Consider the following 15035-nt stretch of genomic DNA (forward strand, 5'->3'; position numbering starts at 1 on the left):
GATGTGGGCGTTTCCTGGAAGTGGATCGGCAGCGGACACCATCGGCATCGATCGCGTTCACCAACGGGGGCCGGCAGCCGCATGTAGCGACAGGCAAGAGATAAGGGGCCACGGCACATGGCTGGACTCGCACTGGACGGGTCGAACCCTGATGTCAGCCTGCTCTACGACATCAATGGACTCGCCAAGGACGCTCCCCACTGGTTCGACCGCGTCATGGAGTTCGTCGGCGAGTACGGGATCATCATCGGGCTGGTCCTGGTCCTGCTCGGCGCCTGGTGGAGCGTGCGCAAGCGGCCGCACGACGCGCCGTCCGCCGTCGCCGGGCTGATCTGGGCGCCGCTGGCCGCCGGTCTCGCGCTGCTCGCCAACATCCCGATCCGGGAGTTCGTGGAGCGGCCCCGGCCCTTCAAGGACCATCAGGGTCTTGACGTCCTGGTGGCGGGCAAGACCGACTTCTCGTTCGTCAGCGACCACGCGACGCTGACCATGGCGATCGCCGTCGGCGTGTTCATGGCCAGCCGGACCTATGGAGCGGCCGCGATCGGCCTCGCGCTGCTCGAAGGGTTCTGCCGCGTCTATATGGGCGTGCACTACCCGACGGACGTCATCGGCGGGTTCGCGCTCGGCACGGCGGTCGCGCTGCTGCTGGCCCCCCTCGCGATGATGCTGCTGACCCCGCTGACGACCGCCATCGCGGGCTCGCGAGCGGGCTGGCTGGTACGGGCGGGCACCGCCCCCGCGGCCGGGGAGGCCGCGGAGGAGGACGCGCCGGAGTTCCCCGGGTCCCGCTCCTCGGGCAGTGGCAGCGGCAGCGAGCGCCGCAACAAGGACCTGGCGGCCTGAGGAACCCGAGGGCTCCTTACAGTGCCTGCGGGAAGTTGAACAGCCGGTCCGGGTCGTATCGTTTCTTCAGCTTGGTCAGCCGGTCCGCCGCCGACCCGTAATACGCGGTACGCCAGTCCTTGAGGGACGCATCCGTGTAGTTCTGGTACGCCGCCCCCGACGCATGGCGCCGCATCGCCGTATGCACGCCGTCGAGCCAGGAGAGCTGTGCCGTCCCGGCCCCGCCGGCCGCCCAGGAGGCGCTGTACTGCGCCAGGAAGCGCGAGCGGCGGTGGACGAAGGCGGTGGCCGTGGGCGCGACGCGGTTGACGGCCCCGCCGAGCGCGGTGAGGGCGATGCTGACCGCGCCCCCGCCGCTCGTACGGCGCCCGTACGCCTCCACCTGGCCGAGCATCGCGCGCAGGCCCGCCTCGCTCAGCGAGCGGGCGTAGAAGTCGGAGCGCGCCGCGTATGTCTCGCGCTGGAGGACGCCGGACGAGCTGCGGCCCGGTGTGTCGCCCGGGAGGTGGCACTGGGTGGTGCCGGTGTCGGCGCATCCGGCGTACGCCCGCATCGCCTCCACATAGCCGCGGCGGCGCAGCAGGACTCTCGAGGCGGGGCCGGGCCCGCCCGGGCCGTCGGCGAGCCGGTCGACGGCGTTCTGCAACTCGCCGTAGGTGCCGAGCGAGAAGCAGCTGACCGAGACGGTCGGGGTGCGTCCGGGGGAGGCCTCCAGGTGGAGCGCCGACCAGATCTCGTCCGGCTGGTCCGGGCCCCACTTCTGCCAGGCCCGCAGCACCGTCGCGGCCTTGGACCACGGCCAGGTCATATAGCAGGTGACGCCGTCGGCGGCCCGGTGGGTGCGGAAGCGGAGTTCGGTGACGACGCCGAAGTTGCCGTTGCCGGCGCCGCGCAGGGCCCAGAACAGATCGGCCTCGCGGTCCTTGGACACCTGGAGGGTCCGGCCGTCGGCGGTGACGATGCTGGCGCCGGTGAGGTTGTCGGAGGTGAGTCCGTACGCCCGGGAGACGACGCCATGGCCGCCGCCGAGGGTCAGGCCGGAGATGCCCACGGTGGGGCAGGAGCCGCCGGGTACGGTCACGCCCGATGCGCCCAGGGTGGTGTAGATGTCGATGAGCTTGGCGCCTCCGCCGATCCGGGCCTCGCCGGAGGAGGTACGGATCGACTTGAGCGCGGAGACGTCGATGACGAGGCGGCCGTCGCCGCTGGACCAACCGGCGTAGCTGTGGCCGCCGTTGCGAATGGCGACCGGGGTGCCGTGGCGGCGGGCGAAGTCCAGGCACTCGGATATGTCCGAGGTGTTGGCTATATAAGCGACGGCGGCGGGCCGCAGCCGGTCGAAGCGGGTGTTGTAAAGCTGTCGGGCGGTGGTGTAGTCGGCGTCGCCGGGGCGTATCAGATCGCCCTGAAGACCCTTGCCCAGCGCGGTCCAGTCCGCGGCCCGCGGCTTGCCGTCGGTGCCGCCGGCGGAGGCCGAGGCGGAAGCGGAGGACGAACGGGCATCGGAGGCGGATGAAGCGGCGCGGGTGGACGGATCGCCGTCCCCTGCCGCCTGTCCCCCGTTCTTGTCGCACGCCGCGGCCCACGTTCCCGTGGTCCCCAGTGCCGTGCCCGCTGCCAGTAGTGTCCGCCGCTTCATGGCGGCCTCCCGTCCCACTTGACGCTGCTGCCCCACCAGTTGGCCGGGCGGTCGCGCGCAGGCCCGGTCCCCTACTCAGAGGGTGAGGCGGCGCATCCGGTTCCGTCGGCGTGGCCGGCCGCGTCGGTGCGGGCCTTGTCCCGCGAACGGCGGGCGGGGCCGCGCCAGCCGCAGGAGCAGCGGGCGCTGCAGAAGGAGCCCTTTTCCACGGTGGTGGTGCGGTGTTGGTCGGGATCCGAAACGCCAGAGTCGAGCACATGACCACGCTACCCGGCCGTGACGAGCCCTAGGGGCGAGTCGTTAAACGAACAAGTACCAAGGGCGTGGACGAGCGTGGCCAGGGGGTCGGCGGTCGATGGAAATCCAGCGGCGTACGGGCGGTGCCCGGACGAGGCGCATGGCGGCCGCTGTGGCGGGCACACTGCTGGCCGGGCTGATGGCGACCACGACCACGGCGACCCTGACCGGCTGTTCCTCCGAGACGGTCGCCGACGAGCGCCCCGGCGGCGAATCGCACGCCGCCGCGGTCGCCGCGCTGCACCGCGCCGCCGATGTGCTGGTCCGGTCGGGCAGTTCACGGGTCCGTACGACGATGGAGACGGCGACGGGCGGCACGCGCGTGTCGATTCGGGGCAGCGGCGCGTACGACTTCGTCAGGCGGATGGGGCGGCTGCGTCTGGTGCTGCCCAGGGACGCGATGGGGGCCGTCGAGCATGAGCCGATCACCGAACTGCTGGCCTCGGGTGCGCTGTTCATGCGGAACCGGGGCGCGGGCATTCCGCCGGACAAGTGGGTCCGGGTGGATACGACCGGTATCCCGGACGGGAATCTGGTCACCGGCGGGGCGACCGATCCGCTGGCCGCCGCCGAGCTGCTGCGCGGGGCGCGGGCCGTGAGCCTGGTGGGCGAGGAGGGGCTGGACGGGACGGTGGTGCGGCACTATCGCGGGACGACGGACATCGGGCGGGCCGCGCGGGTCGCGTCGCCGGGTGTACGCGGCCCGTTGGCGGCCGCCGCGCGGGGGTTCACCGAGCACGCGGTGCCTTTCGACGCCTATATCGACCGGCAGGGGCGGCTGCGCGAGGTACGGCACCAGTTCACGGTGACCAGCGGCGAGGTCGGCGGGCAGGACGGGCAGTCTGATCAAGATGGCCAGGGCAGTCAGGGTGGCCAGTCCGGTCAGGGCGGTCAGTCCGGGCAGGGCGATGGAACCGGAACCGGAGGCGGAACCGCGAGCGGAGGCGGGAGCGGCGCCGGGCAAGCGGGGCAGGGCGGCGTCGCCGCCCAGGGTGCGCCGGGCGATCGGAGCACCCCCGGCCCCCAGAGCGTACGGCGGAAGCTAGGGGTGGCCTCCACCATCGAGCTGTACGACTTCGGCGCACCGGCCGCCGTGACGCTCCCCAAATCATCGGATATTTACACAGGAAGGGTTGGATCCCCCCAGACCTAGCCAGCGCATGCCGTTCAGCCCCGTGAAATGGTCCATCCGTGCCATGCGCGGAGTGTGTACCGATCCCTACGCTGGGAAGCCGCTGCTCGGAAGTGCTCGCAGATGCTCGCAGGAGGAGGTGAAACACGTGGTTGCGCGTCGCGGCTCGTCAGGCCCGGACCCCGTGGCCCTCGTCGAGATCGATCTCTACGGTGAGTTGATGATCGCTGCGTCGAGCGCGGACGAGGAAAGGCTCAGTCCGGACCGTATCGACGAGGTGCTCCAGGTGGCGGAGGACCGATCAAATCCAGCCGAGGGCGAAGGCGAGGACGCCCGGCCGTAGCGCCGGAAGGCCGGGCGGGGGCGGCTGAGCGGCGGCGGTGCCGTCAGGTCCGCACGTCAGGTCCGCACGTCAGGTCCGCAGCAGACGGGCGATGGCGGCGGTGGCCTCGGCTACCTTGGCGTCGACCTCTTCGCCGCCCTTGACGGCGGCCGCCGCCACGCAGTGGCGCAGATGCTCCTCCAGGAGTTGCAGCGCGAAGGACTGGAGCGCCTTGGTGCTCGCCGAGACCTGGGTGAGTATGTCGATGCAGTAGACGTCCTCCTCGACCATCCGCTGCAGGCCCCGGATCTGGCCCTCGATCCGGCGCAGTCGCTTGAGGTGCTGGTCCTTCTGCTTGGCGTAGCCGTGGCCGGTGTGGTCGGCGACGGTGGCCTCCGTCCCGGCCTCCGTCTCGGCCTCGGGCGCCTGGCTCCGCTGCTCGCCCTCGGTGGGGGCGGTGTTGTCGGCTGCCGTGGTGGTCATGGCGCCCTCCCGTTGTTCGCAAATGTCCCGTATACCCCGGCTGGGTATATGGTACCGGGTCTGCCTGGTTGGACCGGGTCCCTGTGATAAGCACTCTGCCCTATGGGTCACACTGGGGAACGCCGGTTACCGTGGCCGGATGATGCACCTAGCATCAACGAGACAGACCCCGATGCATTCCGAGGATCCCCAGTGCGCTTTCGTCTGACCCCCAGGGAGACGAGCTTCTACGACATGTTCGCCGCCTCCGCGGACAACATCGTTACCGGCTCGAAACTCCTGATGGAACTGCTCGGGGCGGACTCCTCCGCTCGTACAGAGCTCGCCGAACGCATGCGGGCCGCGGAGCACGCGGGGGATGACGCGACACACGCGATCTTCCACCAGCTGAACTCCTCCTTCATCACGCCGTTCGACCGCGAGGACATCTACTCCCTCGCCTCCTCTCTCGACGACATCATGGACTTCATGGAGGAGGCCGTCGACCTGGTCGTCCTCTACCAGATAGAGGAGCTGCCCAAGGGGGTCGAGCAGCAGATCGAGGTACTGGCGCGGGCCGCGGAGCTGACCGCCGAGGCGATGCCGAACCTGCGCACCATGACGAACCTCACCGAGTACTGGATCGAGGTCAACCGTCTCGAGAACCAGGCGGACCAGATCCACCGCAAGCTGCTGGCGCACCTGTTCAACGGCAAGTACGACGCCATCGAGGTGCTCAAGCTCAAGCAGATCGTGGATGTGCTCGAGGAGGCGGCCGACGCCTTCGAGCATGTGGCCAATACGGTCGAGACCATCGCCGTCAAGGAGTCCTGAGCCTCGGCATGGACACCTTCGCGCTTGTCGTGACCATTGCGGTCGCGCTCTTCTTCACGTACACCAACGGCTTCCATGATTCGGCGAACGCCATCGCCACCTCCGTCTCGACCCGGGCGCTGACCCCGCGGGCGGCGCTCGCGATGGCCGCGGTGATGAATCTCGCGGGCGCCTTCCTGGGCAGCGGGGTCGCCAAGACCGTCAGCGAGGGCCTGATCGCCACCCCGACCGGCGCACAAGGCATGATGATCTTGTTCGCCGCGCTGGTGGGCGCGATCACCTGGAACATGGTGACCTGGTATTTCGGCCTTCCGTCCTCCTCCTCGCACGCCCTGTTCGGCGGTCTGGTGGGCGCGGCCCTCGCCGGGTCCAGCACCGTCCACTGGAGCGGGGTGGTGGAGAAGGTCGTCATCCCGATGTTCCTGTCGCCCGTCGTCGGACTGGTGCTGGGCTACTTCGTGATGGTGGCCATCCTGTGGATGTTCCGGAAGGCCAACCCGCACAAGGCAAAGCGCGGCTTCCGCATAGCCCAGACCGTCTCGGCGGCGGCCATGGCGCTCGGCCACGGTCTGCAGGACGCCCAGAAGACCATGGGCGTCGTGGTGATGGCCCTGGTCATCGCCGGTGTGGAGGACGAGGGCGACGCGATTCCGGTGTGGGTGAAGATCGCCTGCGCCGCGATGCTCTCGCTCGGTACGTACGCGGGCGGCTGGCGCATCATGCGCACACTGGGCCGCCGGATCATCGAGCTCGACCCGCCGCAGGGATTCGCGGCGGAGACCACGGCGGCCTCGGTCATGTACACCGCCTCGTTTATGTTCCAGGCGCCCATCTCGACGACCCATGTCATCACCTCGGCGATCATGGGCGTCGGCGCGACCAAGCGGGTGAACGCGGTGCGCTGGGGCGTGGCGAAGAACATCATCCTCGGCTGGTTCATCACCATGCCGGCGGCGGCCGGTGTTGCCGCGCTCAGCTACTGGATCGTCAACCTGGCCTTCGGCTGACGGCGGTACGTAGAGGTCATACACGCACACGGTACGCATACCAAAAGGCGGCGGGCCCGCCCCCGGGGTGATCGGGGGCGGGCCCTTCGTCCTGTGGTGGCACCGCCATGCAGCACCACAGGACGTTCCTCCTCCGCCGTCGGCACGCCGTCGGCACGCCGTCGGCGGGAGGCGGGTGCGTCAGCCGAAGCGGCCCGAGATGTAGTCCTCGGTCGCCTGGACGGACGGGTTGGAGAAGATCCGCTCGGTCTCGTCGATCTCGATGAGCTTGCCCGGCTGGCCGACGCCCGCCAGGTTGAAGAAGGCCGTGCGGTCCGAGACGCGCGCCGCCTGCTGCATGTTGTGCGTCACGATGACGATCGTGAAGCGCTCCTTGAGCTCACCGATCAGGTCCTCGATGGCGAGCGTGGAGATCGGGTCGAGCGCCGAGCACGGCTCGTCCATCAGCAGCACCTGCGGCTCGACCGCGATGGCGCGGGCGATGCACAGCCGCTGCTGCTGGCCGCCGGAGAGGCCGGCGCCCGGCTTGTTGAGCCGGTCCTTGACCTCGTTCCACAGGTTGGCGCCCTTGAGGGACTTCTCGACGATGCCCTCAAGCTCGCTCTTCTTGTACGAGCCGTTCAGCTTCAGCCCCGCCGCGACGTTCTCGAAGATCGACATCGTGGGGAAGGGGTTCGGGCGCTGGAAGACCATGCCGACCGTACGCCGGACGGAGACCGGGTCGACGCCCGTGCCGTACAGGTTCTCGTCGTCCAGCATCACCTTGCCCTCGACCCGGCCGCCGGGGGTGACCTCGTGCATCCGGTTCAGGGTGCGCAGGAAGGTGGACTTGCCGCAGCCGGACGGGCCGATGAAGGCCGTCACCGAGCGGGGCTCGACGGTCATCGAGATGTCCTCGATGGCCTTGTGGTTGCCGTAGTAGGCGGTCAGGCCGCTGACGTCGATGCGCTTGGCCATGTGAATCACTTCTCTTCTTCGTGGCGTGGCCTCAGCGGCCGGTCTTCGGTGCCTTCCAACGGGCTACACCGCGGGCGAGCAGGTTGAGGATCATGACGAAGGCGATCAGGACGAGCGCCGCCGCCCAGGCCCGGTTGTACGAGGCGTCATTACCGAGCTGCCACTGCTCGTACACGTAGTACGGGAGCGAGGACTGCGCGCCGTCGAAGGGGTTGTTGTTGATCCCCGTGGCGCCGAACACCAGCAGCATGATCGGGGCCGACTCACCGGCGATACGGGCGACCGCGAGCATCACACCGGTGATGATCCCGCCGATCGCGGTGGGCAGCACCACCTTGAGGATGGTGCGCCACTTGGGCACGCCCAGTGCGAGAGATGCCTCGCGCAGCTCGTTCGGGACGAGCTTGAGCATTTCCTCCGTCGAGCGGACGACGATCGGCATCATCAGGATGGCCAGGGCCATCGCGCCTGCGAAGCCGGAGTAGTCGAAGTCCAGGATGATGATCCAGAAGGTGAGGATGAACAGACCGGCGACGATCGAGGGGACACCGGTCATGACGTCCACGAAGAAGGTGACGGCCTTGGCGAGCCGGCCGCGCCCGTATTCCACCAGGTAGACGGCGGTCAGCAGGCCGATCGGGGCCGCGATGGCGGTGGCGATACCGACCTGCTCCAGCGTGCCGATGATCGCGTGGTACACACCGCCGCCGGGGAGGATCGTCTGCACGCCCTCCATGGAGTGGCCGAGGAAGTAGCCGTCGAGGACCTTGCGGCCCCGGTCGATGGTCTCCCAGATCAGCGAGACCAGCGGGACCACCGCGAGCAGGAAGCAGACCCAGATCAGGCTGGTGGCCAGCTTGTCCTTGGCCTGGCGGGACCCCTCGACCTTGGCGGTCAGGGCGAAGGAGATGAGCACGAACAGCAGCGCGGCGATCAGACCCCACTGGGTCCTGCTGCTCAGATCGCCGGCGACGCCGATGCCGCAGCCCAGGCCCACCGAGATCAGCGCCAGGCCGATCGGGGCCCACTTGGGCAGCCGGGGCTGCTTGAGGCCCGGCCGCGGGGCGTCGCCGGCCACCGCGCTCTTGTCGATGACTGCGTTACTCACAGCATCTCTCCGTTCACTTCTCCGCCCGCGCGGCGCAGAGGCGCGGCTTTCGCGGTCGTCTGCGGCCCGGCCGCCGTGCGTGCGTCGTTCACGCTGCGGCTCCCGAGTACTCCTTGCGGCGGGCGATGATCAGCCGCGCGGCGCCGTTCACCAGCAGGGTGATGACGAACAGCACCAGACCGGAGGCGATCAGCGCGTCACGCGCGGGGCCGTCGGCCTCCTTGAAGTGGCTGGCGATGTTCTGGGCGAAGGTGCCGCCGCCCGGGTCCAGCAGGCTGGTGTTGATCAGGTAGCTCGGGGACAGCACGGTGGCCACGGCCATCGTCTCGCCGAGCGCGCGGCCCAGGCCCAGCATGGAGGCGCTGATGATGCCGGAGCGGCCGAAGGGGAGGACAGACATCCGGATGACTTCCCAGCGGGTCGCGCCGAGGGCCAGTGCGGCCTCCTCGTGCATCTGCGGGACCTGGCGGAAGACCTCGCGGCTGACGCTGGTGACGATCGGGATGATCATGATCGCCAGCAGGATGCCCACGGTGAACAGGGAGCGGGGGGTGCCGTCGTTGTACTCGAAGATCTTGGTCCAGCCCAGGTAGTCGTCGAGCCACTTGTACAGGCCGGTCAGGTGCGGGACGAGGAAGAGCGCCCCCCACAGGCCGTAGACGATGCTGGGGACCGCCGCGAGCAGGTCGATGACGTAGGCGACCGGGGTGGCCAGTCGGCGCGGCGCGTAGTGCGAGATGAACAGCGCGATGCCGACCGCGACCGGGACCGCGATCAGCATCGCGATGATCGAGCTGACGATCGTGCCGTAGACGAGCACGGCGATACCGAAGACCATCGGGCGGCTGCTGGTGTTCCACTCGAAAGTGGTCAGGAAGTTGCCGTGGTCGTCAGAGATGGCGGAAACCGCTCGCACGGTGAGGAAGACCGCGATGGCGGCCATGATCACCAGCAGCAGGATTCCGGACCCTCGGGAGAGGCCGAGGAAGACTTTGTCGCCGATGCGGCCGGTGCCACGAGAGCTGGCCAGGGCAGGCGGTTCTGTGGGGGATGTAGGTTCTATGTCCGTTTTCATGGGTTCTCCGGTCTGAGGAGCCAGAGGGGTGTGGCTCCTTGCGCGGCGGTGCACCGGACGGTGCGGCCGGCTCCGTGATGTCGGAGCCGGCCGCACTCGGGTCAGGAGAGGCTCGCGACGCTCTCGCGGACCTTCGTGGCGATCTCGGCCGGCAGCGGGGCGTAGCCGAGCTCCTTCAGAGAAGCCTGGCCGTCCTCGCTCGCGACGTAGGTCAGGAACGACTTGGTGGCGGCAAGCGTGTCGGAGTTGTTGCCCTTGTCACAGGCGATCTCGTACGTCACCAGCGTAATCGGGTACGCGCCCTCTGCCTTGGTGTCGTAGGCCAGGTCGAGGGCGAGGTCCTTGCCGGTGCCCTTGATCTTGGCCTCGGAGATGGCCTTGGAGGCGTTGTCGACGGTGGCCTGGACCGGGGCGGAGGCGCCGGTGTTCAGGTCCACGGTCTTGATGCTGCTGGCGGTCGCGTACGACAGCTCGAAGTACGAGATCGCGCCGGAGACCTGCTTCACCTGCGAGGAGACACCGGCGGAGCCGTCCGCGGCCTGGCCGCCCTTGCCCTCCCAGGCCTTGCCCGGCTCGTGCGGCCACGCCGAGGGGGCGGCGGCCTTGAGGTACTTGGTGAAGTTGTCCGTGGTGCCGGAGTCGTCCGAGCGGTGGAACGCCTGGATCTTGAGGTTCGGCAGGTTGACGCCCTTGTTGAGCTTCTTGATGGCGTCGTCGTTCCAGTTCGTGATCTTCGAGTCGAAGATCTCGGCGAGGGTCTTGGCGTCCAGGGTCAGCTTGTCCACGCCGGGGACGTTGAAGCCGACCGCGATCGGGCCGCCGACCATCGGCAGGTTGATGCCCTGGCCGCCCTTGCACATCTTCTTGGAGGAGGCGACCTCTTCGGGCTTGAGCGCCGAGTCGGAGCCCGCGAAGGCGGTCTTGCCCTGCAGCCACTCCTGGATGCCCGCGCCGGAGCCGGTGGCCTTGTAGTTGAGCTTGACGTCCTTGCAGGCCGCGCCGTAGTTCTTGACCCACAGGTCCATGGCGTTCTTCTGGGCGGACGACCCGGACGCCAGCAGCTGGCCCTTGCCCTCGCACTTGATGTTGCTGGCGTCGGTCTTGGTGCCGCCACCGCCGCTCGAGGAACCGCTGTTGTCGTCGGAGCCGCAGGCGGTGAGCACCAGGACGCCGGAGACGGCAAGGGCACCGGCGGCGATGGCGCGAAGCCGGTTGTTGCGCTGAAGCTTCACTTTCGGGTTTTCCTTCCAGGAGCCGCCGGTGGGGACGGCGCACGAAGAGGTGGGGTACTGCGCGTTTCTGGTTCTGCTCAGCTGCGCGCCGGTCACGCCATGGGCGCGCGGCCAGCACGTTTGTAGGGCTGAAATTAGGCAGATCAGGTGAAGCAGCCGATGGGCGTGAGTGAACGGAGGGTGAACCTCGGCCGTCAGGGTGGTGGCCCAGGGAGGCCCTGATTCCGGTTGGGTGGGGGTTATGGCGGAGCCGATCGGCGCGTGACTCTGTCGGATTGCGGTACGGCATGTCACTATCCGTCCCTACGTACCGGTAAGTCAGCTCTGGCACGCGGGTTACGCGACGGCTCGTGGAGGTCCTCAGGTGATGGGGCAGCGGAAGGTGAAGCGGGGCGGCAGGGGAGGGGGCGCGGGCGTCGCCGCGGCGACCGCGTTCGTCTGTGCGGTGGGGATGTCGGCGGTACCGGAGCGGGCGCAGGCGGCGCCGCGTGATCCCACGCCCGGGGCCGGGACGGAGTCGGGGACCGGGTCGGAAGGGGCCGCGGGCAGCAGCCTGCAAGAGGTGCACAAGAAGGTGCAGACCCTCTACCGCAAGGCCGAGGCGGCCACGGACGCGTACAACCTGGCGCGCGAGAAACAGGCCCGCCAGGAGAAGCGGATCGTAAAGATCGCACAGTCCGTGGTGAAGGCGCAGAAGCGGATGACGGGGCTGCGGAAGCAGGCCGGGGCGGTGGCCCGGGCTCAGTACCGCAACGGCGGAATTCCGCCAGAGGCGCAGCTGCTCCTCGGCGACGACCCGGAGAGCTTTCTCGACAACGTCACCCTGGCGCGCAAGGGCCAGCAGGCGACCCGGGGCCTGATGAACCAGCTGGAGAAGACACAGGCCACGCTCGACCGCTATGCGAAGGACGCCACCCGGGAGTGGGAGCGGCTCGACTCCAGCCGCGCGAAGAAGGCCGCGGCCCGCAAGGAGATCCGGGCGAAGCTCGCCGGGGCCAAGCGGTTGGAGTCCCGGCTGAAGGCGAAGGAGCGGGAGCGGCTGCGCCAGCTGGAGGAGGAGCAGCAGCGCCGGGCGCAGACGACCTGGCTGGGCTCCGGGATACTGCGGAAGATCGGCGGAAAGGGCACCTCGCAGGGGGTGCGGGCGGTGGACTTCGCGACCGCCCAGCTCGGCAAGGACTATGTGTGGGGCGCGGAGGGCCCCGACACCTACGACTGTTCGGGGCTGACCCAGAAGGCGTGGGCCGCGGGCGGCCGCTCGATCCCGCGCACCTCGCAGGAGCAGTGGCGGCAGCTGCCGAAGGTGAGCGTCGAACGGATGCGGCCGGGGGACCTGATCATCTACTTCAAGGACGCGAGTCATGTGGGGATGTATGTAGGGGACGGCGCGATCATCCACGCGCCGCGCCCGGGGCGGCAGATCACGGTCGCCGGGGCCGGCTCGATGCCGATCCTCGGTGTCGTACGCCCGGACGGGGTTGAGGGCTGAGGGCCGGGCCCGAGGACCGCGGCCGGGGCCAGGGGCTGAGCCCAGGCCGGGAGCTGAGGGCTATTCGGTCATTTCGCCCGGCGTAGGCGTGATGTTTGTCATCCCACGGTCATCCCCCGGCGCGTCAAGTCCCCTAACGGCTTTGGCATATGACAAAAGTGGCTGTCCGAAGGTCATTCCGCTGGGGCCTGCCCTAGCGCTATGGTCGCCTCTCAGTGTCCGGCGCTGGGTCGTGTGAACGGCCGCCTGAGCGCCGCGCTCTCGGGGGGAGGGAAGGAATCGAGCGATGTCCGTACCCGCGACCGGGCAGCTGGAGGCGCCGGCCACCGAGGCCCTGCCTGCCGCGCCGCCCGACAACGGGCTCACCCTGCTGGTGATCGGGGAAGACCCCGCCGGCTCCTTCACCGTCCCCGAAATGCTGGACACCGAGGGCAACCGGGTCCGTATCCGTACGGCACGCAATCTCACCGAGGCCGAGCGGCTGCTCACCGATGACGTCCAGTGCATCCTGCTGGACCTGGCCCTGCCCGGCCCCTGCAAGAAGGCCGAGGACGAGCTCGACGCCCTGCACGCGGTGCTGCGGCTCGCACCCGCCCACGCGGTCCTGGTACTGACCGCCGTGGAGGACGGGGAGCGCGCCGCCGAGGCCGTACGGGTCGGCGCCCAGGACTTCCTCTTCCGCGACGAGCTGGACGGACGGCTGCTCAGCCGCGCCATCCGCTACGCCGTCGAGCGAAAACGCTCCGATCTCGCCCAGCGCCAGCTGACCGAGTCCCGGCTGCGCGCCCAGGAGAACGCCCGGCTGGAGCGCGGGCTGCTGCCCACCCCGCTGCTGCAGGGCTCGGGACTGCGCTTCGCCGCCCGCTACCGGCCCGGCCGCAGCCGCGCCCTGCTGGGCGGCGACTTCTACGACACGGTCCGCACCCCGGACGGCACCGTCCACGCGATGATCGGCGACGTCTCCGGACACGGCCCCGACGAGGCCGCCCTCGGCGTCGAGCTGCGCATCGCCTGGCGCGCCCTGACCTTCGCCGGGCTCTGTGGCGACCAGCTGCTCGGCACCCTGCAACAGGTCCTGGAGAACGAGCGCGCCGACGAAGAGATCTTCGCGACCCTGTGCACCGTCGACATCGCACCGGACGGGCGGCGGGCCGGGGTGTGCCTGGCCGGCCACCCCGCACCGCTGGCGATACGCGCCGGGCGCGCGCCCCGGCTGCTGCCGGCCGACGACAACGGCCCGGCGCTCGGCCTGCTGCCGGGCGCCCGCTGGCCGCGCCGGGAGATCGAGCTCGGCGGCTCCTGGAGCCTGATGATGTACACCGACGGGCTCATCGAGGGGCGCGTCGGGAAGGGCGTACAGCGGCTGGGCCAGGAGGGGATGGTCGACATCGTGGCCCGCGGGCTGACGGCGGGGCTGCGCGGCGAGGAACTGCTGGACAACACCGTCACCGAGGTGCGGGCGCTCAACGGCGGTGAGCTGACGGACGACCTGGCCGTGCTGCTCCTCGACCGGGGCTGACCCCCGGCGGGGCGGGGGCGCGCAGGCCGCCCGCCCGCGCCGCTTAGCGGCCGTTGAAGGGGCCGTACGGACCGTCGGAGCTGGAGCCGCGACCGCGCGGCCAGTTGCGGCCGCCACCCGAGACCTGCCGGAGCGCGGGCCGCACATCGACGAAGTACACGATGGTCGCGATGAGCCCGATGATCGGCAGGAAGTCGAAGATGCCCATGAAGAAGTTCACCGCGGCGGCGATGCCCAGGATGATCAGCCAGAAGGGCTTGTTCTGCTTGTCCGCGGCCCGGTAGGCGTCCTCGCGGCGGATCGCGGCGTCGATGAAGGCGCAGAGGCTGAACAGGAGCAGCCCCCAGGAGACCCAGTACATCAGTTGGTTGAAGCCTTGCACCAGCACGCCGTCCACCGCCTAGAAGATATGTATGGGAAGCGTTCCATCGGCCACCGTACCCGCTGCCAGGGCCGGGCACGCAGTGCGTACCCGGCCCTGGGTGTGCTCTTCGGGTAAACGCCCGTCCCTCAGCCCTGAGGCTTCGGCGGGGTCTTCTTCGCGGCGGGGGCGGGAGCCGGGGCCGGCTTGCGGGCCGGGGCCTTCTTGGCGGCGGGCGCCGGCTTGACCGCGGTCTTCGCCGTCGCGTCCTTGGCCGGCTCGGCCGCGACGGTGACCGGCCGCTCCTTGGGCGCGATGGCGTCGGCCGCCTCGTTCATCTCCTCGGCAGCCTCGCCGCGCCAGGTCTTGACGACCTCCTGGCCGTGCTCGGCCACCTCGTCGTACCGCTCCCGCGCCTTGACGGCCAGCTCGGCGGCGCGGCCCACGCCCTGGAGGGCCAGGTCCTGCGCCGTGTCGCGGAGCTTCTTCAGATCGGTGTCGAGCGTGCCCAGCAGCTCGGTGAGCTTCTCCTGGGCGTCCTTCGCCTGCTGGCTGACCCGGTCCTGAACGGCCTTCGGGTCGGTGTTCCGTACGGCTGCGAAGCGCTCGGGGGCCTCGGCGACGATCTTCTCGACCAGCGACGGGACCTCCTTGAGCTTCTGGGCGGCGAGGTCGGCCGTGCCCGCCACGAAGTACAGGGGGGTCGGGTCGGTGAGCGTCTTACGCACATCGTCGGTGATGGCCATGCTGATGGT

16 protein-coding genes are annotated in these 15035 nt (G+C 69.6%); 7 read left to right on the top strand and 9 right to left on the bottom strand.

Annotated elements, in window-relative coordinates; all coding sequences use genetic code 11:
• Positions 1-117: 117 nt before the first annotated feature.
• On the top strand, positions 118-846 hold the full coding sequence (locus tag ACH4U7_RS23615) for a phosphatase PAP2 family protein (protein WP_398529841.1): 729 nt from the start codon (positions 118-120) through the stop codon (positions 844-846).
• 16 nt (positions 847-862) lie between these two features.
• On the opposite strand, the gene ACH4U7_RS23620 is transcribed toward ACH4U7_RS23615, so the two are convergent.
• Both ACH4U7_RS23620 and ACH4U7_RS23625 read right to left on the bottom strand, forming a co-directional pair.
• Entirely contained in the window at positions 863-2485 is a 1623-nt protein-coding gene (locus ACH4U7_RS23620; RefSeq protein ID WP_398529842.1) for an FAD-binding oxidoreductase, read from the bottom strand.
• 71 nt (positions 2486-2556) lie between these two features.
• Complete coding sequence (locus ACH4U7_RS23625; RefSeq protein WP_398529843.1) at positions 2557-2742, bottom strand: hypothetical protein; 186 nt, start codon at positions 2740-2742, stop codon at positions 2557-2559.
• 140 nt (positions 2743-2882) lie between these two features.
• On the opposite strand from ACH4U7_RS23625, the gene ACH4U7_RS23630 reads away from it, so the two are divergent.
• Both ACH4U7_RS23630 and ACH4U7_RS23635 read left to right on the top strand, forming a co-directional pair.
• Positions 2883-3935 (top strand): hypothetical protein, encoded by a 1053-nt coding sequence (locus ACH4U7_RS23630; protein ID WP_398529844.1) that lies wholly within the window; start codon positions 2883-2885, stop codon positions 3933-3935.
• A 118-nt stretch (positions 3936-4053) separates the two neighbouring features.
• On the top strand, positions 4054-4257 hold the full coding sequence (locus ACH4U7_RS23635) for a hypothetical protein (RefSeq protein WP_398529845.1): 204 nt from the start codon (positions 4054-4056) through the stop codon (positions 4255-4257).
• Positions 4258-4326: 69 nt separating this feature from the next.
• Here the strand turns inward: ACH4U7_RS23635 and ACH4U7_RS23640 are convergent, their stop codons facing one another.
• Positions 4327-4719 carry a metal-sensitive transcriptional regulator gene (locus ACH4U7_RS23640; RefSeq protein WP_398529846.1) on the bottom strand — a complete coding sequence of 131 codons (393 nt, stop codon included), beginning with the start codon at positions 4717-4719 and terminating at the stop codon, positions 4327-4329.
• 192 nt (positions 4720-4911) lie between these two features.
• Between ACH4U7_RS23640 and ACH4U7_RS23645 the strand changes: the two genes are divergently transcribed.
• Together ACH4U7_RS23645 and ACH4U7_RS23650 are read left to right on the top strand one after the other, a co-directional pair.
• On the top strand, positions 4912-5532 hold the full coding sequence (locus ACH4U7_RS23645) for a DUF47 domain-containing protein (RefSeq protein WP_014177687.1): 621 nt from the start codon (positions 4912-4914) through the stop codon (positions 5530-5532).
• Between the two features lie 8 nt (positions 5533-5540).
• Positions 5541-6539 carry an anion permease gene (locus tag ACH4U7_RS23650; protein ID WP_398529847.1) on the top strand — a complete coding sequence of 333 codons (999 nt, stop codon included), beginning with the start codon at positions 5541-5543 and terminating at the stop codon, positions 6537-6539.
• A gap of 180 nt (positions 6540-6719) precedes the next feature.
• Here ACH4U7_RS23650 and pstB read toward each other — a convergent pair whose 3' ends face one another.
• The 4 genes from pstB to pstS all read right to left on the bottom strand — a co-directional run bounded on the left by pstB (position 6720) and on the right by pstS (position 10911).
• Entirely contained in the window at positions 6720-7496 is a 777-nt protein-coding gene (pstB, locus tag ACH4U7_RS23655) for a phosphate ABC transporter ATP-binding protein PstB (RefSeq protein ID WP_358707464.1), read from the bottom strand.
• A 31-nt stretch (positions 7497-7527) separates the two neighbouring features.
• Positions 7528-8604, bottom strand: coding sequence for a phosphate ABC transporter permease PstA (gene pstA / locus ACH4U7_RS23660; RefSeq protein WP_398529848.1), 1077 nt, complete (start codon positions 8602-8604; stop codon positions 7528-7530).
• A gap of 88 nt (positions 8605-8692) precedes the next feature.
• Positions 8693-9679 (bottom strand): phosphate ABC transporter permease subunit PstC, encoded by a 987-nt coding sequence (gene pstC / locus ACH4U7_RS23665; protein WP_398529849.1) that lies wholly within the window; start codon positions 9677-9679, stop codon positions 8693-8695.
• Between the two features lie 101 nt (positions 9680-9780).
• The gene (gene pstS / locus ACH4U7_RS23670) at positions 9781-10911 is read right to left on the bottom strand and encodes a phosphate ABC transporter substrate-binding protein PstS (RefSeq protein WP_398529850.1); all 1131 of its coding nucleotides are present in this window, start codon (positions 10909-10911) and stop codon (positions 9781-9783) included.
• 367 nt (positions 10912-11278) lie between these two features.
• Between pstS and ACH4U7_RS23675 the strand changes: the two genes are divergently transcribed.
• The gene (locus ACH4U7_RS23675) at positions 11279-12400 is read left to right on the top strand and encodes an NlpC/P60 family protein (protein ID WP_398529851.1); all 1122 of its coding nucleotides are present in this window, start codon (positions 11279-11281) and stop codon (positions 12398-12400) included.
• A gap of 286 nt (positions 12401-12686) precedes the next feature.
• Positions 12687-13919 (top strand): PP2C family protein-serine/threonine phosphatase, encoded by a 1233-nt coding sequence (locus tag ACH4U7_RS23680; RefSeq protein ID WP_398529852.1) that lies wholly within the window; start codon positions 12687-12689, stop codon positions 13917-13919.
• A 43-nt stretch (positions 13920-13962) separates the two neighbouring features.
• Here ACH4U7_RS23680 and ACH4U7_RS23685 read toward each other — a convergent pair whose 3' ends face one another.
• Both ACH4U7_RS23685 and ACH4U7_RS23690 read right to left on the bottom strand, forming a co-directional pair.
• A complete protein-coding gene (locus ACH4U7_RS23685) occupies positions 13963-14280 on the bottom strand; it encodes a DUF2516 family protein (protein WP_089512543.1) in 318 nt (105 codons plus the stop codon).
• A gap of 149 nt (positions 14281-14429) precedes the next feature.
• On the bottom strand, positions 14430-15026 hold the full coding sequence (locus ACH4U7_RS23690) for a hypothetical protein (protein WP_398529853.1): 597 nt from the start codon (positions 15024-15026) through the stop codon (positions 14430-14432).
• Positions 15027-15035: the final 9 nt, after the last annotated feature.

It is taken from the genome of Streptomyces sp. NPDC020845 (genome assembly GCF_044334165.1).
GTDB lineage: Bacteria > Actinomycetota > Actinomycetes > Streptomycetales > Streptomycetaceae > Streptomyces.